The organism is Dyella jiangningensis (assembly GCF_003264855.1).
Taxonomy (GTDB): Bacteria; Pseudomonadota; Gammaproteobacteria; order Xanthomonadales; family Rhodanobacteraceae; genus Dyella; species Dyella jiangningensis_C.
In genome coordinates, this window is record NZ_NFZS01000004.1 from 117,920 (window position 1) to 135,677 (window position 17,758).

The following is a 17,758-nucleotide window of genomic DNA, read 5'->3' on the forward strand; positions in this document are numbered from 1 at the left end:
CCTCATCGGGCGGGGATCACTCGCCGTCGCCGGGCGTGTCATCACCGGTTTCGGGCACATCGCCGCCGGCTGCGTCAGACGCCGTGGATACGTCATCACCGATCGCGTCGGGGGCTGCGCCCTCTTCGCCTTCACCGTTCTCCGTTTCCGCATCGAGACGAACCACGCTGACCAGCTTCTCGTCCGCGGGCAGGCGGATCAGCGTCACGCCCTGCGTGTTGCGGCTGAGCTGCGAGACTTCCGCCACGCGGGTACGCACCAGCGTGCCCTGGTCGGAGATCAGCATCATCTCGTGCGCTTCGGTGACCTGGGTTGCCGCGACCAGCGCACCGTTGCGTTCGGAACACTGGATGCCGATCACGCCCTGCGTGCCACGCCCCTTTTTCGGGAACTCGTCGAGCGCCGTGCGCTTGCCGTAGCCACGCTCGGTCGCGGTAAGGATGTCGCCCTCGGCCGCCACGATCAGCGACACCACGGAGGCATCGTCCGCCAGCCGCATGCCGCGCACGCCGGTGGCGGTACGGCCCATGGAGCGCACTTCCGACTCGTCGAAGCGCACCGTCTTGCCGTTGGAGGCGAACAGCAGCACGTCGCTGTTGCCATCGGTCAGCGCGACGTTGACCAGCGCATCGCCCTCGTCGAGGTTGATGGCGATCTTGCCCTTCTGCAGCTGGAACGCGAACTCGGTGAGCGGCGTCTTCTTCACCGTGCCCTGCTTGGTGGCGAAGAACACGAAGCGATCTTCAGTGTATTCGCGCACCGGCAGCACGGCCTGTACCTTCTCGCCCTCGCCCAGCGGCAGCAGGTTCACCATCGGCTTGCCGCGCGCGTTCGGACCGGACTCCGGCATCTGGTACACGTTGAGCCAGTACACGCGGCCGGTGCTGGTGAAGGTGAGCAGCGTGTCATGGGTATTCACCACCCACAGCTGCTCGACGAAATCCTCATCCTTCAACGCCGAGGCCGAACGACCCTTGCCGCCGCGGCGCTGCGCGCGATACGTGCTGGCCGGCTGACGTTTCACGTAGCCGGTGTGCGACAGCGTGACCACGACGTCTTCCGGCGCGATCAGGTCGAGGACGTTGAGGTCTTCCTGCGAATGCTGGATCTCGGTACGACGCTTGTCGCCGAACTCCTCGTTGATCACGATCAGCTCGTCGCGGATCACCGCGAGCAGGCGTGCGGGATCTTCCAGGATCTGGATCAGGCCGCGGATCGTCTCCAGCACCTGGCGGTATTCGTCCGAGAGCTTTTCCTGCTCCAGCCCGGTGAGGCGATGCAGGCGCATCGCCAGGATTTCCTGAGCCTGCACTTCGGACAGCTGGTAGCCCTCGGCCTTGAGGCCGTCACGCGGGTCCATGTCTTCCGGACGCGAGGCTTCCGCGCCCGCGGCCTGCAGCAGCGTGGCCACCATGCCCGGCTGCCACTTGCGCGCCAGCATGCGCTCACGCGCTTCCTGCGGCGACGCCGAGGTGCGGATCAGCTCGATCATCTCGTCGATGTTGGCGAGCGCGACGGTGAGGCCTTCGAGGATGTGCGCACGCGCACGCGCCTTGCGCAGCTCGAAGATGGTGCGGCGCGTCACCACTTCGCGGCGGTGGCGGATGAAGGCCTCGAGGATGTCCTTGAGATTCAGCAGGCGCGGCTGGCCGTCCAAAAGCGCGACCATGTTGATGCCGAACGTCACCTGCAGCTGGGTCTGCTGGAACAGGTTGTTGAGCACCACGTCGGCCATCGCGTCGCGACGGATCTCGATCACCACGCGCATGCCGTCCTTGTCGGACTCGTCGCGCAGTTCGCTGATGCCTTCGATCTTCTTTTCCTTGACCAGCTCGGCGATCTTCTCGATCAGGCGAGCCTTGTTCACCTGATACGGCAGTTCGTGGACGAGGATGGTCTCGCGGCCGTTGGATTCGGTCTCGATCTCGGTCTTGGCGCGCACCAGGATGCGGCCGCGACCCGTGCGATACGCCTCGATGATGCCGGACGAACCGTTGATGATGCCCGCGGTCGGGAAATCCGGCCCGGGAACATAGTGCATGAGGTCATCGACCGACAGCGTCGGATCGTCGATCAGCGCGATGGTCGCGGCGATGACTTCGTTGAGGTTGTGCGGCGGCACGTTGGTCGCCATGCCGACCGCGATACCCGACGAACCATTGATCAGCAGGTTCGGCACGCGCGTCGGCAGGACCAGCGGCTCCTGCTCACTTTCGTCGTAGTTGGGACCGAAGTCGACGGTGTCCTTGTCGATGTCGGCCAGCAGCTCGTGCGTGAGGCTCGCCATGCGCACTTCGGTGTATCGCATCGCCGCCGCGTTGTCGCCGTCGACCGAACCGAAGTTGCCCTGGCCGTCGACCAGCATGTAGCGCAGCGAGAAGGCCTGCGCCATGCGCACGATCGTGTCGTAGACCGAGGCGTCGCCGTGCGGGTGGTATTTACCGATGACGTCACCGACCACGCGGGCCGATTTCTTGTAGGGCTTGTTCCAGGCGTTGCCCAGTTCGTTCATGGCGAACAGGACGCGGCGGTGCACAGGCTTGAGGCCGTCGCGGACATCCGGAAGGGCGCGTCCCACGATCACGCTCATGGCGTAATCGAGGTAGCTCTGGCGCATCTCGTCTTCGATGTTGACGCGAATGACTTCTTTGGCGAGTTCTGCCATCAATCGGCTTCCCTGATGAAGAAAAGGGTCGCTGCGTACGCACCCTCCGTGCGTTGGCCAGCGACCTGGAAACAACCCGCTAAGTGTAACACGTTTGACGTCGAATTCACAGTATTTATTACTTGTGAATCAATGACTTAAACCGAGGTTTTGGCGCGCTTGAAAAGCACGCCGCGGGCTGTCGAAAAATTAACCAGCGAGGCTGCGGCCGAGCTCGCCGCCACGGCCAGCGCGGGCCAGCGATGCAGCCATGGATAGAACATGAGAATGGCCGCGTAGGCGGCGTAATTGACCACCGCGCCCACGCTCATCAACGCGATCCAATGCAGCCATTCGGCGCGCAACGAGCGGCCGCTGAGACGATGCGCGAAGGTGTAGCGACGGTTCCACAACCAGGTCGCCGTCGCGGCGGAAAGGAACGACACCACGCGCGCGACGTACGCGTTCCAATGCCCCCAGCTGACCAGCGCCTGCACCACGCCGGCGTCGACCACCAGGCCGATGACACCACCGACGCCGAACAGCACGACCTGCCGGCGCAATCCCATCAGCCGAACATCGCCTGCATGGCCTGTGTGCTCGGGCGTTCGATCACGCCCTTCTCGGTGACGATGGCATCGATCAACGACGCCGGCGTGACGTCGAAGACGGGATTCCACGCCTGGGCACCGTCCACGACGGTGCGGCGCCCGGCAACGGCCAGCAGCTCGGCCGGATCTCGCAGCTCGATCTCGATGTCCTCGCCCGATGCCGTGGCCATGTCCACCGTGGACGACGGCGCCACGACCATGAACTTCACGCCGTGGTGGCGCGCTGCGATCGCGAGCTGGTACGTACCGATCTTGTTGGCGGTATCGCCATTGGCGGCGATGCGATCGGCGCCCACGATCACCCACTGCACTTCACCCGTACGCATCAGGTGCGCGGCAGCGGAGTCGGCAATGAGCTTGGCCGGCACGCCGTCACGCACCAGCTCCCACATGGTGAGGCGAGCACCCTGCTGCCACGGGCGAGTCTCGCCGGCGTACACACGCTCGACGCGACCGTTGGCCACGCCGGCGCGGATGACACCCAGCGCCGTGCCGAAACCCGCCGTGGCGAGCGAACCGGTGTTGCAATGCGTGAGCACGCCCGAATGCGGCGCGATCAGGGAAGCGCCCAGCTCGCCCATGTGGCGGTTGGCGGCAAGGTCTTCGTCCTGGATCGCCTGCGCCTCACGCTCGAGCGCCGCGGCGTCGGCGCCAGCGGCGATGCGTGCCTTCATGCGGTCCAACGCCCACATCAGGTTCACCGCCGTGGGGCGCGCAGCACGCAACATGGCCAGCGCGGCATCCAACGGTTCACCCTGCTTCGCCGCCAGCACCACGCCCCAGGCTGCGGCGATGCCGATGGCGGGCGCGCCGCGCACGGCCAGGTCCTTGATGGCCTGGGTCACGTCGGTGGCGCTGGCGCAATCGATCCAGCGTTCTTCCTGCGGAAGCACGCGCTGGTCGAGCAGGCGCAGGTGATCGCCCTGCCACTGCACGGCACGAATGCGGTCGTAACGGTCGTAATCCATAAACGGTCTTGCCAATCGAAATAGAAGGAAGCGGACAGCGTGTCCGCGACGAGAAATCAGGGGCCGTCAGGCATCAGCAGCCACAGCACCAGGTACGCCACGATGCCCGAGCCGCCCATGAACGTAAGGACGACCCACAGGATGCGGACCAGGGTGGGATCCCAACCCAGGTATTCGGCAATGCCGCCGCAGACGCCGGCGAGCTTCCTGTCGGTGAGCGAACGATGCAGACGCTTTTCCATGAGCGATCTCTCTTCCTCGGGCCAGCGCTCAGTTTCGCGTACTGAGCCACTGGTGGATAGCCGGCGGCACCTCGCGCTGGGCACGACCGGAGACATAGATGCCGATATGCCCGCCCTTGAAGGCGAGCTGGGTGTAATCGGTCGTGCCCACATGACGGCCAAGGGCGAGCGACGCATCGGGCGGCACCAGATGGTCCTGCTCGGCGAAGATGTTGAGCACCGGCTGGGTGATCATCCCGAGATCGACCGGCTTGCCGCCGATCACCAGATCGCCCTTGATCAGCTTGTTCTGCTGGTAGAAGTCCTTGATGAACTCACGGAACGCCTCGCCCGCCTGGTCCGGCGAATCGAAGATCCAGCGCTCCATGCGCAGGAAGTTCTGCAGTTCCTTCGGGTTGTCGAGGATGTCGACCAAACCCACGTACTTCTGCTGGTTGAGTCGCACCGGCTTCAGCGTGAGGTAGACCCAATTGAGCAGCTCGGCCGGGATGTTGCCCATGGTGTCGACGAACAGATCCACATCCAGGTCGCGCGACCAGCTCGACAGCATGTTGTCGGGCGTCTGGAAGTCCACCGGCGTGACCATGGTGACCAGGTTCTTTACCTTCTCGCCGTGGGTGGCCGTGTAGCACAGCGAGAACGTGCCGCCCTGGCAGATGCCGAGCAGGTTGATCGCATCCACGCCTGCCGCGTTGCGCACGGCATCCACGCAGCGGTCGAGATAACCGTTGATGTAGTCATCCAGCGTCAACCAGCGATCGGCGCCGTCCGGATAACCCCAATCGATGAGATAGACGTCCTCGCCCTGCTCAAGCAGGTTGCGCACCAGCGAGCGGTCTTCCTGCAGGTCGGTCATCCATACCGTGTTGACCAGCGCGTAGACGATAAGCGTCGGCGTCGTCGCTGTCGGCTTGCCGCGTCCCTTCATGCGCCACACCGTGAGCTTGTCCTCGCGGTACACGACCTCGCGTGGCGTGTTGGCGTACTCGGGTTCCAACTGGTGCTGAAGATTGCCCAGGCCGGCGGCCAGCTTGCGCTGGAAGGCGGCGATCTCGCCCGTCAATGCGGCGGGGTCGAGGCGTAGCGGCGGAAACATGGACGCTCCTTACTTGCGCGTGCGCGAGCTGCCGCGCACGACGGACTTGCGGGCGACGACCGCGGCCGCCGGCTCGGCGCGGCGCACGACGGCATCTTTTTCGGTTTCGCGCTTGCTGCTGCGCGTGCCTGGCCGCTTGGCGGTCTTCGCCTCCTCGCTCTTGCCCGACAACTGGCGCTTCAGCGCCGCCACTTCCGCGCGCAGCGCCGCCACTTCGTCGGACACGGGCGCTGCCTGGTGACCGCGCACTTCGCGACGCAGCTCGTGCAGGCGCTTGCCCAGCGCGGATACCTCGCTGCGCGTCGGCATGCCCAGCTCGCGGCACGTCGCTTCAAGTTGCTGCTGCTGCAACTGCCGCAGTCGGCCCTGCGCGTTGACCATCTCACCGTAGACGTGGCGGAATTCCTCGGACAGCGCAATCTGCGCGTACGCCTCTTCCACGCCATCGACCCACAGATCGTAGAGCGCCTTCAACGATTCGACCTGACGAGTGGAATCGGTGAGCTCGGCAAGCCTGGCCTGCAGACGCTCGAAGCCTTCGGTATTGGCGCGCTGGATCAACGCCTGGTACTTGCCGGCCCAGTCCAGGTACTCCTGCATCGCCGCAGCCATTTCCTGCTGCTGCAACTGGCGTTCGCGGGTAAAGCCGAACGCAGCCATGTGCTCCACATCGAAACGCAGGCCCGACTGGCTGTTCTGCAGCCACGACTGCCACAACTGGGTAAAGCTTCGCGCAGCCTCGCTGTCGATCGATGCGAACGCATGCGCGAACGGTTGCCCGCCGAGGCTCGAAAACAGGTTCTGCAGCGCTTGCTGCCAGTCGGCCGGGCCCTGCCCGAGGCCGCTACCCACGGCGCCCTGCAACCACTCGTTGTAGCCCTTCAGCGCCGCCATGCTGCGCGACATCAGGTCGTCGGCACCCGGCATCGCAGCGCCAGCGCCCGGCACATAAGACGGCGTCGCGTGCTGTTGCAGGTATCGGGTCCAGGCATCCCAGGATTGCTGTGCCAGCATCTGGTAATCCTTGAACACATCACTCGCCTGGTCGGCCATGCCTACGTCCTCATTACTCAGCCGGCATCGTAGCAAAAGCAGGTTACGGCGAACGCAAAAACGGCATTACGGGCAAGCACTTTTGGCGCCTTGGGAGCCTTGAAAACAAAAGCCCGGCACGTGGCCGGGCTTTCGTCGTTACCTCTGGAGCAAGACTCAGGCGTTCGCGCCTTCGTCCTCGGCTACGGCCTTCATGGACAGGCGGATACGGCCCTGCTTGTCCACTTCCAGCACCTTGACCTTGACGATGTCGCCTTCCTTCAGCTTGTCGGAGACCTTTTCCACGCGCTCGCTGGAAATCTGCGAGACGTGCACCAGGCCGTCCTTGCCCGGCATGATGGTCACGAACGCGCCGAAATCCATCAGCTTGGCGACCTTGCCCTCGTAGATGCGACCCGGCTCGACGTCGGAGACGATCTGCTCGATGCGCGCCTTGGCGGCATTGGCGGCCTCCCGATTGACCGAAGCGATGACCACAGTGCCGTCGTCGCTGATGTCGATGGTGGTGCCGGTCTCTTCGGTGATCGAGCGGATGGTGGCGCCGCCCTTGCCGATCACTTCGCGGATCTTGTCCGGGTGGATCTTGATGGTGAGCAGGCGCGGGGCGAACTCGCTCATCTCGGTGCGATGGGTGCTGATGACCTTCGCCATTTCGCCGAGGATGTGCAGGCGGCCACGCTTGGCCTGCTCCAGCGCCACCTTCATGATCTCTTCGGTGATGCCGTCGATCTTGATGTCCATCTGCAGCGCGGTCACGCCATCGGCGGTACCGGCCACCTTGAAGTCCATGTCGCCGAGGTGATCTTCGTCGCCGAGGATGTCCGACAGCACGACGAAGTCGTTGCCTTCCTTCACCAGGCCCATGGCGATACCGGCCACCGGAGCCTTCAGCGGGATGCCGGCGTCCATCATGGCGAGCGAGGAACCGCACACCGAGGCCATCGACGAGGAACCGTTGGACTCGGTGATTTCCGAGACCACGCGGACCACGTACGGGAACTCTTCGATGGTCGGCTTGACCGCCTGCACGCCGCGCTTGGCGAGACGGCCGTGGCCGATTTCGCGACGCTTCGGGGCGCCGAAGCGACCGGCCTCGCCCACCGAGAACGGCGGGAAGTTGTAATGGAACAGGAAGGCATCCTTCGACTCGCCTTCCGGCGCGTCGATGATCTGCGCATCACGCGTGGTGCCCAGAGTGGTCACGACCAGCGCCTGGGTTTCGCCACGGGTGAACAGCGCCGAGCCATGGGTGCGCGGCAGGACGCCGACGCGGACGGTGATCGGGCGGACGTCGTCCAGGTTGCGGCCGTCGATGCGGACCTTGGTCTTCAGCACGCCGTCGCGCATGGTGCGGTATTCGAGCTCGGCGAATTCCTTGGCCAGCTCGGCCTTGTCCCAGCCCTTGGCTTCGGCGTCGGCAGCCAGCGAGGCCAGCACGTCGGCCTTGATGGCGGCGATGGCGTCGCGGCGCTGCAGCTTGTCACGCACCTGGAAGGCGGTCTCGAGCTGGTTGCCCACGGCACCCGTGAGGGCGGCGACGAGCGACTCGTTGCGGGCCGGGGCCTGCCACGACATGGACGGACGGGCGGCCTGGGTGGCCAGCTCGGCGATGGCGCGGATGGCCGTCTGCATCTGCTGGTGACCGAACACCACGGCGCCGAGCATCACTTCCTCGGACAGCAGCTGGGCTTCGGACTCCACCATCAGCACTGCGTTGGCCGTACCGGCGACCACGAGGTCGAGTTTGGAGGTCTTGAGCTCCGACGCGGTCGGGTTCAGCAGGTACTTGCCATCGGCGTAACCGACGCGGGCAGCGCCGATCGGACCCTTGAACGGGATGCCGGCGAGGCTCAGCGCCGCGGAGGCGCCCAGCATGGCCGGGATGTCACCGTCGATTTCCGGGTTCAGCGACACGACCTGTGCGATGACCTGCACTTCGTTCTTGAACTCTTCCGGGAACAGCGGGCGCACCGGGCGATCGATCAGACGCGAGGTGAGCGTCTCCTTCTCGGTCGGGCGGCCTTCGCGCTTGAAGAAGCCACCCGGGATGCGGCCGGCCGAGTAGAACTTCTCGACGTAGTCCACCGTGAGCGGGAAGAAGTCTTGACCTTCCTTCGCCTTGGCAGCGGCCACCACGGTGACCAGCACCACAGTACCGCCCATGCTGACCATGACGGCACCGGAAGCCTGGCGGGCGATTTCGCCCGTCTCCAGTGTGACTTCGTGATTACCGAACTGGAATGACTTGGTTACTTTCGCCACGTGTGTATTCCTTCAACCTTAACGACGGAGGCCGAGGCGCTCGATGAGGCTCTGGTAACGAGCCAGGTCACGATCCTTCAGGTAGCTCAGCAGGCGCTTGCGCTGGTTGACCAGCTTCAGCAGACCGCGGCGGGAATGGTGATCCTGCTTGTGAGCCTTGAAGTGGTCGGTGAGGTGGTCGATGCGGGCCGACAGCAGGGCGACCTGCACTTCCGGCGAACCCGTGTCGTTCGGCACGCGGCCGAAGTCAGCGATGATCTTGCCGGTCTGTTCTGCGGTAAGGGACATGATTAGCTCTTCCTAAAAAAACGGGTGCGAAGCTTGCGCAACGTCACGCCATGACGTTGCGCAAGCTTCGCCTAGATGAATGAAAATTCTGAAACAAGCTCCGTATTGTAGCGAGCGGAGCCCAACGACAACAAGACCGTCATGGTCATCCGGCATCCTGCCCGGTCCGCGGCAGGTTGAACCCGCGCACGATGCGCAGTTTTCCGTCCACCGCTTCGCCCAGGATCAGCAAGCGGCCGTCCTCGTCGAACACCGCGTGCTGCCCCGACAGCGCTGGATCCACCGGAATCTGCTGCCCCTGTGAGACGGCCAGGGTGCGCTCGGCGTCCAGCCTCAACTCAGGCAGCCCCTCCAGACCCGCCGACACCGGCAGCAGCAACGCGAGCAAGGCGTCGTCCCCCTGCCCGGCCGCCGCCTGCAGCTGTTCGACCGTGACCATGGCGGGCTCCCTGAACGGATCCACCCAGAGGCGACGGAGCGCCGTCAGATGGGCACCGCAACCCAGGTCCTCTCCCAGGTCGACTGCCAGGCTGCGCACGTAAGTGCCCGAACCGCATTCGACGTACAGGGTGAGACTGTCCTCCGAGCGACTGGCCAGCTCCAGCCGATAGACGTCCACCTCACGCGAGGGCACGTCCACGGCCTCGCCGCGCCGCGCCTTGACGTAAAGCGGCTCGCCGTCGAGCTTGATGGCCGAATACACGGGCGGCACTTGGGTAATGCGTCCGCGCAGCTTGGCCAGGGCGGCCTCGATGGCCGCTTCGGAAAGTTCAGGCACCGGCCGAACCTGGACCACCTCGCCTTCGAGATCGGCGGTGCTGGTGGTGGCGCCGAGCTTGCACTCGGCCAGATAGGCCTTGCGGGAACCCAGCAGCATGCCAGCGAGCTTGGTGGCCTCCCCGAAGCATAGAGGCAGCAGGCCGGTAGCCAGCGGGTCGAGCGCGCCGGTATGGCCGCCCTTCTCCGCGCGAAAAATACCTTTGCGAACAACCTGCAGGGCCTCGTTCGAACTCAGGCCCAAGGGCTTGTCCAGCAGGACGATACCGTGCAGGTCGCGGAAACGGATTCGGCTTTTCTTCTTGCTCATGAGGTCATGCGGCCCCGCCGCCCTGCCCCAGCGATACGGACCACCCCGTTACGATAAACACGCCTCAGTCCTCGGCAGCGTCCTCGGCCTCGTCCTTGGACGGCGCCGGATTACGATCGCTGTCCTGGCGGAGCAGCGTTTCGATGCGCTCGCCCTTGTCGACCGAGTCGTCGTACTTGAAGCGCAGTTCCGGCACGCGGCGCAGGCGCATGCTGCGCGACAGCTCGCGGCGGAATTCCACTGCCAGTTCCTTGAGTGCCTTGACGGCCTCGACGGAACGCTCCGGCTGCAGGGCGGTTACCCAAACCGTCGCCCAATCGAGATCGCGGGTGACCTCGACGTCGGACACGCTCACCGACGGCAGCCCGTGGTCGCGCACGGCGGCATGGACCAGCAGGCCAATTTCGCGGCGCAGCTCGGCGCCGACGCGGTCGGTACGTTTGAAATCGCGTGAGGGCATGGGTAACTCCTTCGTCGTCACGGGGACGCGAGACGGTGGCGAGGGCGCCAACGCCGCAGTTTACGTAGAAAAACGAAGCCCGGACAAAGCTGCCCGGGCTTCGAGAACTTGCCGGACATGGAGTTTTCGCGATGTCGCTACTCACTCCTCGTCCCTCGATCACAGCGTGCGGGCAACCTCGATACGCTCGAAGCACTCGATCTGGTCGCCGACCTTGACGTCGTTGTACTGCTTCACGGCGATACCGCATTCCATGCCGTTGCGTACTTCGTCGACGAGGTCCTTGAAGCGACGCAGCGACTCCAGTTCGCCCTGGAAGACCACGGTGTTGTCGCGCAGCACGCGGATCGGCTTGCTGCGCTTGACCGTGCCTTCGGTGACCATGCAACCGGCCACCGCGCCGAACTTGGAGCTGCGGAACACCTCGCGCACCTGGGCGATGCCGATGATTTCCTCGCGCACTTCCTTGCCCAGCAAGCCCGAAGCGGCCTGCTTCACCTGGTCGATCACGTCATAGATGATCGAGAAGTAACGGACGTCGAGGCCCGAGGTATCGATCACCTTGCGCGCCGAGGCGTCGGCACGGACGTTGAAGCCGATGACCAGCGCCTTGGAGGCGGCGGCGAGCGTCGCATCGGACTCGGTGATGCCGCCGACGCCGGCCGCGATCACGTTGACCTTCACGTTCTCGTTGCCGATCTGGCTGAGCGACTCGCGCAGCGCCTGCACCGAACCCTGCACGTCGGCCTTGACCAGGATGTTGAGCGTCTGCTGCTCGGCACCCTGGCCCATCTGGGCCATGATGTCCTCAAGGCGGTTGGCCTTGCTGACCATGCGCGTTTCACGACGCTTGAGCTGGCGCTCGGCCGCCACTTCGCGGGCCAGGCGCTCGTCGGCCACGACCACGAAATCGTCACCCGATTCCGGCACGCCGGACAGACCCAGCACCTGCACCGGAATGGACGGACCGGCTTCCTGCACGGTCTTGCCGTTCTCGTCGATCAGTGCGCGCATGCGGCCATACTCGATGCCGCAGACGACGAAGTCGCCGCGCTTGAGCGTGCCCTGCTGCACCAGCACCGTCGCCACCGGGCCGCGACCGCGGTCCAGGCTGGACTCGATCACCACGCCGGAGGCCGGGCCGTCTTCGACCGCCGTCAGCTCCATCACTTCGGCCTGGACCAGGATCGCGTCGAGCAGGTCGTCGATGCCCATGCCGGTCTTGGCCGAGATCGGCACGAACGGCGTGTCACCACCCCACTCTTCCGGGATCACTTCCAGGTTGCCGAGGCCCTGCTTGACGTGGTCCGGGTTGGCGTCGGACTTGTCCATCTTGTTGAGCGCCACGATCAGCGGCACCTTGGCGGCGCGCGCATGCTGCACGGCTTCGGCCGTCTGCGGCATGACGCCGTCGTCGGCCGCGACCACCAGCACCACGATGTCGGTGGACTGGGCGCCGCGAGCACGCATCGAGGTGAACGCCGCATGGCCCGGGGTATCCAGGAACGTGATGACGCCCTTGGGCGTTTCCACGTGGTACGCACCGATGTGCTGCGTAATGCCGCCTGCTTCGCCCGAAGCCACCTTGGTGCGACGGATGTAGTCGAGCGTCGAGGTCTTGCCGTGGTCGACGTGGCCCATGATGGTGACCACCGGCGGACGCGGCTTCTTCTCGCCTTCCAGCTCCGCGTTCTGCGTGTGGGCAGCCAGCGCGGCTTCGGCGTTGTTCTCGCTCGCAGCCACGGCCTTGTGGCCTAGCTCTTCAACCACCAGCACCGCGGTGTCGTGGTCGATGGTCTGGTTGATGGTGGCCATCACGCCCATCTTGAAGAGGGCCTTGACCACTTCCGAACCCTTGACCGCCATCTTGTTGGCGAGGTCGGCCACCACGTTGTTGTCACCCACCACGACTTCGCGCACGACCGCGGCGGTTGGACGGGTAAAGCCGTGCGGGCCGCTGGAGGCCGGCGAGCCGCCACGCGGTACATCGCGGTTCGGACCCTTGCCGGGTTTGCCGCGCTTGTTGCTGGAGCGACGCGCGCGATCGGCTTCGCTCAGGTGCAGTTCGCCCGCGGCGAAACGCTTGCCGCCCGGCGTGTCGTCACGATCACGGCCATGACGGGCCTTGTTGCGGCTGTCGCCCGCCGCACCAGCGGCAGGCGCGGCCGCACCAGCGGCAGCCGGGCCCGGGCGATTGGCCACGGGCGCCGCCGTCGCGGCAGGCTTCGAGGCTGCAGGGGCCGGCGTGATGACGACCTTCTTCTCGCGGCGGCGCGGCTCATGAATGGTGGGCACGATCATGCCCAGCGAGCTGTGATCGATGCGCTGCACCGCCGGCTCGGCAGCCGCAGCCTTTTCGGCGGCCTCGACGGGTGCCTCCACCGGCTCGGGCGCGGCGGCTTCCGCAGCGGCGCGCTGGGCCTGCTCATGAGCGCGCGCCGTAGCTTCGGCCTCGGCGGCCTGCTGACGGCGCTGCTCTTCTTCGGCTTCCCGCTGGCGCTGGGCTTCGGCTTCGCGCTGGCTGGCTTCTTCCTGGCGGCGGCGATCCGCTTCCAGGCGCTCGTTTTCCTCATGGTCGCGCTGCTGCTGCGATTCCTGCAGCTTGCGCACGGCGTCCTCGCGCTCGACGTCGCTGCCGGCTTCTTCGGCGATGACGCTGCGCTTGACGTAGGTGCGCTTGGCACGGACCTCGACGTTCACCGTCTTGGCGCCAGCGGCGCCCCGGGCGCCTGGCGTGGCCACCTTCAGCTCACTCACCTTTCGGCGCTTGAGCGTGATCTGGCGCGGCGAGCTGTCGTCCGATTCGGCGGCGGCGAGTTCGCCCTTGCCGTGGGTGCGGCGCAGGAAGCCCAGCAGCTTCACCTTCTCGGTGCTGCTGATGATCTGCTCCGGATCGGAGAATTTCATACCGGCCTCGGACAGCTGTCCGAGCAGCTTGTCCACCGGCATGCCAAGTACCTTGGCGAGTTGTTTGATCGTTACGTCCGACATCGTGTTCTTTCTCCGCCGTTCCCGCGCTAGGCCATGCAGTCACTTCCGCACGACCACCCCCATCCCTGGTGGAAGGCGTCTCAGCCTTCCTCGGTGCGCCCATCCAGGGCGCCGCCGCCCGCGGTTAGCCACCCTTCTCCAGACGCTCGATCATCGGCGCGCGTGCAGCCATGATCAGCGCTGCAGCGCGATCTTCGTCCATACCCTCGATGTCGATCAGGTCGTCGACCGCGAGGTCGGCCAGATCGTCCACCGTCACCACTTCGCGAGCCGCCAGCGCATAGGCCGTGGCTTCGTCCATGCCCGGCAGCTGCAGGAGCTCTTCCGACGGCTGGTGCTCGTCGATGCTCTCTTCCACCGCCAGTGCTTCGGTCAGCAGCGCGTCGCGGGCGCGGGCGCGCAACTCCTCGACGATGTCCTCGTCGAAGCCTTCGACCGCCAGCAGCTCGGCGCTGGGCACGTAGGCAATTTCCTCGACACTGGAGAAGCCTTCCTGCACGAGGATGTTGGCGATCTCCTGATCCACTTCCAGCTTGTCCATGAACAGCTGGCGTGCGGCTTCCTGCTCGGCCTCGCTCTTGGCGGCGACCTGGTCCTGCGTCATCACGTTGAGCTGCCAGCCGGTGAGCTTGCTGGCAAGGCGCACGTTCTGGCCACCGCGACCGATGGCCTGGGACAGCTTGTCCTCGGCCACGGCGATGTCCATCGAGTGCTTCTCTTCGTCCATGATGATGGACTGCACTTCCGCCGGCGCCATCGCGTTGATGACGTACTGGGCCTGGTTCTCGTGCCACAGGATGATGTCCACGCGCTCGCCATTGAGCTCGTTGGACACGGCCTGCACGCGCGAACCACGCATGCCGATGCAGGCGCCGATGGGATCGGTGCGCGAATCGTGCGCGACTACGGCGATCTTGGCGCGATCGCCCGGATCGCGGGCGCAGCCCTTGATCTCGACCAGGCCCTGGCCCACTTCCGGCACTTCGAGCTTGAACAGCTCGATCATGAACTCCGGCGCGGCGCGCGACACGAACAGCTGCGGGCCACGGGCTTCCGAACGCACCTCGAAGAGGTAACCACGGACGCGGTCGCCAACGCGGGCCGATTCGCGCGGAATGGTCTTGTCGCGCGGGATGAAGGCCTCGGCGTTGCCGCCCAGGTCGAGGTAGACGTTGCCGCGCTCGACGCGCTTGACGATGCCGGTGACCAGCTCGCCCACGCGATCGCGGAAGGCGTCGACCACCTGCTGGCGCTCGGCCTCGCGCACGCGCTGCACGATCACCTGCTTGGCGGCCTGTGCGGCGATGCGGCCGAACTCGGCGTTCTCGATCTGCGCCTCGATGTATTCGCCGACCTGCGAGTCTTCGCGCTCGTCGACGGCGTCCATCAGGCGCACCTGGTGGAACGGGGACTCCATCTCGCCATCGTCGGCAATGATTTCCCAACGACGGAAGGTCTCGTAATCGCCGCTGTGGCGGTCGATGGTCACGCGGATATCCGGATCTTCGTCCGGATAGCGCTTCTTGGCCGCGGACGCGAGCGCCGCTTCCATCGCCTGGAAAATCACTTCACGCGACACGCCCTTTTCATTGGCGACCGCGTCAACCACCAGCAAAAGTTCTTTGCTCATTGCAGCAACTCCGTAGACGCCGCCGGCGCCGATCGGTTTTCGATTGATTTACTTCGAGGCCTTCTTGCCCGGTTTCTTGCCCGGCTTGGGCTGCGGCACGTAACCGAGCGCTGCCCAATCGGGTACCACGCGCGCGCTTTCCACCGCGTCGTGGTCGAACTCGAAGGTCTTCCCCTCTGCTTCCAGCGAGATCCTCTCGCCGTCCACCGAGATCACCTTGCCGCGCAAGCGGCGGCGTCCTTCCAGGGGCGCCTTCAGCAATACCTTCACTTCCGTCCCGGACACCTTGGCGAACTGCGCCGCGGTGAACAGCGGACGGTCGATGCCGGGGGAAGAAACTTCCAATACATAGTGGCCCGGAACCGGGTCCTCAACGTCCAGCATCGCCGACAGTTCACGGCTGGCCGCTTCGCAGTCATCGAGGTTGACCTCGCGGCCCTCGGCGTCCAGATAGACACGCAGGGTACTCTGCCCCTGCGACGGGGTGAACTCCACGCCGATGCATTCCAGGCCCAGATCGGCCAGGACTTCGGTGAAGCGTTGAGCTAATGCCTGCGTATCCATGATTCGTCTACCGTTACCGTCGCCAGAAACAAAAAATGGGCTCAAGCGGCCCATTCCCTGCTCTTAAGGAGAGCGTCCTCGCCGATGTCCCGACCCATCCAGACCTTTCCGGGGCACCTTGGCGCAGCCAGCATCGAAGCGGCGTGTGACACATGTGCGACGCTTCCTTGCGCCCAACAAAAAAGCCTCACGAGGAGGCTTTCTTGTTCTAAGAAAGATCTGGTAGCGGGGGCAGGATTCGAACCTGCGACCTTCGGGTTATGAGCCCGACGAGCTGCCAGACTGCTCCACCCCGCATCAGAGTCCGGAAATATTAGCGAGATGGCCGATTTCTTGCAAGCCTGTTTCGCAAATTTATTTCAGTACTTCTGCAAAAACATCGTGGCGGAAGCATCCGCCTCGATGCGCATCAACCGACGAATACGCGCTGGCACCAGCCAAACAGCGGGCCCCAGGCGAGGCCCAGCACCAGCAGCGCCAGCACATTCAGCGAAAGCACCAGGCGAACCGATACATCACCCTGCAGGCGCACTTCGGTGCCTTCGACCGGCTTGTCGAAGTACATCACCTTCACCACGCGCAGGTAGTAGTAGAGGCCGATGATGGCGAACACGGCACCGACGATCGCCAGCCACAGGAACCCGGCATGGATCGCGGCCTGCAGTACCAGCAGCTTGGCGAAGAAGCCAAACAGCGGAGGCACGCCGGCCAGCGAGAACATCACCAGCATCATCAGGAACGCGGCCCACGGCGAACGCTGGTTCAGGCCCTTGAGATCGTCGATCTCCTCGCATTCGAAACCCGCACGGGCCAGCGCCAGGATCACGCCGAAGGCCGCCGTGCCCATCAGCGCATAGCTGATCGCATAGAACAGCGCCGCCGCGTAACCCTCGGGGCCTGCATTGACCAGACCCAGCAGCAGGTACCCCATGTGCGAGATGGTCGAATACGCCAGCAGACGCTTGAGGTTGCTTTGCACGATGGCCACGATGTTGCCGATGGCCAGCGACAGGACCGCCAGGCAGGCCAGCATCAGCTGCCAGTGCTGCGACAGGTCACCCAGGCCGGAGGCCAGCAGGCGGTAGGCCATGCCGAACGCAGCCAGCTTCGGCGCCGAGCCGATGAAGATGGTCACGGCGGTCGGCGAACCCTGGTACACGTCCGGAATCCACATGTGGAACGGCGCCGCGCCCAGCTTGAAGGCGATGCCCACGATCATGAAGATCAGGCCGAAGACCAGCAGGTGCGGCATGCCGGTGTGGGTCGCGGCCATGTGCAGGCGGGCCAGGTCCAGCGTGCCGGTGGCGCCATAGACCATCGACATGCCGTACAGCAGCATGCCCGAGGCGAGCGCGCCCAGCACGAAGTACTTGATGGCCGCTTCCGACGAGAGTCGCGAATCGCGATTGAGCGCCACCAGCGCATAGGACGACAGCGTGAGCTGCTCCAGGCCCAGGTACACCGTGACCAGGCTGCCGGCCGAGACCAGCAGCATGATGCCGATCACCGCGAAGATCGACAGCGTGTAGAACTCGCCGACGAAGAGCTTGCGGTCGATCAGGTACGGCTTGGCGTAGACGAACACCAGGGCGGTGGCGAGCAGCGCGAAGACCTTGAGGATCTCGGCCACGCCGTCGCGGACGAACATGCCGCTGAAGGCGGTCACCGGCTGGCTGGGCTGGCCACCCACCACCAGGTAGATCGCCACCACCAGTACGGCGATGGAGAGCCAGTGCAGCAAGGGGCGCTGTTCCGCCTTCATGAAGGCGTCCAGGAGCAGCAGCAAGCACGCTGCCGCCACCAGATACAGCTCCGGCAGCAGGATCAGAATGTCATTGAAATTCGGCATGATCAGTCAGTCC

14 protein-coding genes and 1 tRNA gene are annotated in these 17,758 nt (G+C 65.0%); all 15 read right to left on the minus strand.

Going from position 1 to position 17,758, the window contains the following annotated elements:
- Window positions 1-16: 16 nt before the first annotated feature.
- Window positions 17-2,665, minus strand: a complete 2,649-nt coding sequence (gyrA, locus tag CA260_RS13140) for a DNA gyrase subunit A (RefSeq protein WP_111983540.1) — start codon at window positions 2,663-2,665, stop codon at window positions 17-19.
- Between the two features lie 137 nt (window positions 2,666-2,802).
- Entirely contained in the window at window positions 2,803-3,213 is a 411-nt protein-coding gene (locus CA260_RS13145) for a GtrA family protein (RefSeq protein WP_111983541.1), read from the minus strand.
- Window positions 3,213-4,223 carry an S-methyl-5-thioribose-1-phosphate isomerase gene (gene mtnA / locus CA260_RS13150; RefSeq protein WP_111983542.1) on the minus strand — a complete coding sequence of 337 codons (1,011 nt, stop codon included), beginning with the start codon at window positions 4,221-4,223 and terminating at the stop codon, window positions 3,213-3,215. Before mtnA ends, CA260_RS13145 begins: the two co-directional genes overlap by 1 nt.
- Before the next feature lie 56 nt (window positions 4,224-4,279).
- Window positions 4,280-4,465, minus strand: coding sequence for a PspC domain-containing protein (locus CA260_RS13155; protein WP_111983543.1), 186 nt, complete (start codon window positions 4,463-4,465; stop codon window positions 4,280-4,282).
- Between the two features lie 28 nt (window positions 4,466-4,493).
- Window positions 4,494-5,561 carry a class III poly(R)-hydroxyalkanoic acid synthase subunit PhaC gene (locus tag CA260_RS13160; protein WP_111983544.1) on the minus strand — a complete coding sequence of 356 codons (1,068 nt, stop codon included), beginning with the start codon at window positions 5,559-5,561 and terminating at the stop codon, window positions 4,494-4,496.
- 9 nt (window positions 5,562-5,570) lie between these two features.
- Window positions 5,571-6,614: a poly(R)-hydroxyalkanoic acid synthase subunit PhaE gene (locus CA260_RS13165; protein WP_111983545.1), complete on the minus strand. Its 1,044-nt coding sequence runs from the start codon at window positions 6,612-6,614 to the stop codon at window positions 5,571-5,573.
- Window positions 6,615-6,770: 156 nt separating this feature from the next.
- The gene (pnp, locus tag CA260_RS13170) at window positions 6,771-8,876 is read right to left on the minus strand and encodes a polyribonucleotide nucleotidyltransferase (protein ID WP_111983546.1); all 2,106 of its coding nucleotides are present in this window, start codon (window positions 8,874-8,876) and stop codon (window positions 6,771-6,773) included.
- Window positions 8,877-8,894: 18 nt separating this feature from the next.
- A complete protein-coding gene (gene rpsO, locus CA260_RS13175; protein ID WP_038616913.1) occupies window positions 8,895-9,164 on the minus strand; it encodes a 30S ribosomal protein S15 in 270 nt (89 codons plus the stop codon).
- Window positions 9,165-9,309: 145 nt separating this feature from the next.
- Window positions 9,310-10,251: a tRNA pseudouridine(55) synthase TruB gene (gene truB / locus CA260_RS13180; RefSeq protein ID WP_111983547.1), complete on the minus strand. Its 942-nt coding sequence runs from the start codon at window positions 10,249-10,251 to the stop codon at window positions 9,310-9,312.
- Between the two features lie 64 nt (window positions 10,252-10,315).
- A complete protein-coding gene (gene rbfA / locus CA260_RS13185) occupies window positions 10,316-10,711 on the minus strand; it encodes a 30S ribosome-binding factor RbfA (protein ID WP_111983548.1) in 396 nt (131 codons plus the stop codon).
- A gap of 159 nt (window positions 10,712-10,870) precedes the next feature.
- Window positions 10,871-13,702, minus strand: coding sequence for a translation initiation factor IF-2 (gene infB / locus CA260_RS13190; protein WP_111983549.1), 2,832 nt, complete (start codon window positions 13,700-13,702; stop codon window positions 10,871-10,873).
- 124 nt (window positions 13,703-13,826) lie between these two features.
- Complete coding sequence (gene nusA / locus CA260_RS13195; protein ID WP_111983550.1) at window positions 13,827-15,332, minus strand: transcription termination factor NusA; 1,506 nt, start codon at window positions 15,330-15,332, stop codon at window positions 13,827-13,829.
- A 48-nt stretch (window positions 15,333-15,380) separates the two neighbouring features.
- Complete coding sequence (gene rimP, locus CA260_RS13200) at window positions 15,381-15,896, minus strand: ribosome maturation factor RimP (protein WP_111983551.1); 516 nt, start codon at window positions 15,894-15,896, stop codon at window positions 15,381-15,383.
- Window positions 15,897-16,116: 220 nt separating this feature from the next.
- Window positions 16,117-16,193, minus strand: a tRNA-Met gene (locus tag CA260_RS13205).
- A gap of 112 nt (window positions 16,194-16,305) precedes the next feature.
- Window positions 16,306-17,745 (minus strand): NADH-quinone oxidoreductase subunit NuoN, encoded by a 1,440-nt coding sequence (gene nuoN / locus CA260_RS13210; RefSeq protein ID WP_111983552.1) that lies wholly within the window; start codon window positions 17,743-17,745, stop codon window positions 16,306-16,308.
- Between the last annotated feature and the right edge of the window lie 13 nt (window positions 17,746-17,758).

What these genes read in the sequence shown, in the direction of transcription:
- gyrA (WP_111983540.1), bottom strand. Translation starts at nt 2,665, where the DNA reads ATGGCAGAACTCGCCAAAGAAGTCATTCGCGTCAACATCGAAGACGAG.
- CA260_RS13145 (WP_111983541.1), bottom strand. Translation starts at nt 3,213, where the DNA reads ATGGGATTGCGCCGGCAGGTCGTGCTGTTCGGCGTCGGTGGTGTCATC.
- mtnA (WP_111983542.1), bottom strand. Translation starts at nt 4,223, where the DNA reads ATGGATTACGACCGTTACGACCGCATTCGTGCCGTGCAGTGGCAGGGC.
- CA260_RS13155 (WP_111983543.1), bottom strand. Translation starts at nt 4,465, where the DNA reads ATGGAAAAGCGTCTGCATCGTTCGCTCACCGACAGGAAGCTCGCCGGC.
- CA260_RS13160 (WP_111983544.1), bottom strand. Translation starts at nt 5,561, where the DNA reads ATGTTTCCGCCGCTACGCCTCGACCCCGCCGCATTGACGGGCGAGATC.
- CA260_RS13165 (WP_111983545.1), bottom strand. Translation starts at nt 6,614, where the DNA reads ATGGCCGACCAGGCGAGTGATGTGTTCAAGGATTACCAGATGCTGGCA.
- rpsO (WP_038616913.1), bottom strand. Translation starts at nt 9,164, where the DNA reads ATGTCCCTTACCGCAGAACAGACCGGCAAGATCATCGCTGACTTCGGC.
- truB (WP_111983547.1), bottom strand. Translation starts at nt 10,251, where the DNA reads ATGAGCAAGAAGAAAAGCCGAATCCGTTTCCGCGACCTGCACGGTATC.
- rbfA (WP_111983548.1), bottom strand. Translation starts at nt 10,711, where the DNA reads ATGCCCTCACGCGATTTCAAACGTACCGACCGCGTCGGCGCCGAGCTG.
- infB (WP_111983549.1), bottom strand. Translation starts at nt 13,702, where the DNA reads ATGTCGGACGTAACGATCAAACAACTCGCCAAGGTACTTGGCATGCCG.
- nusA (WP_111983550.1), bottom strand. Translation starts at nt 15,332, where the DNA reads ATGAGCAAAGAACTTTTGCTGGTGGTTGACGCGGTCGCCAATGAAAAG.
- rimP (WP_111983551.1), bottom strand. Translation starts at nt 15,896, where the DNA reads ATGGATACGCAGGCATTAGCTCAACGCTTCACCGAAGTCCTGGCCGAT.
- nuoN (WP_111983552.1), bottom strand. Translation starts at nt 17,745, where the DNA reads ATGCCGAATTTCAATGACATTCTGATCCTGCTGCCGGAGCTGTATCTG.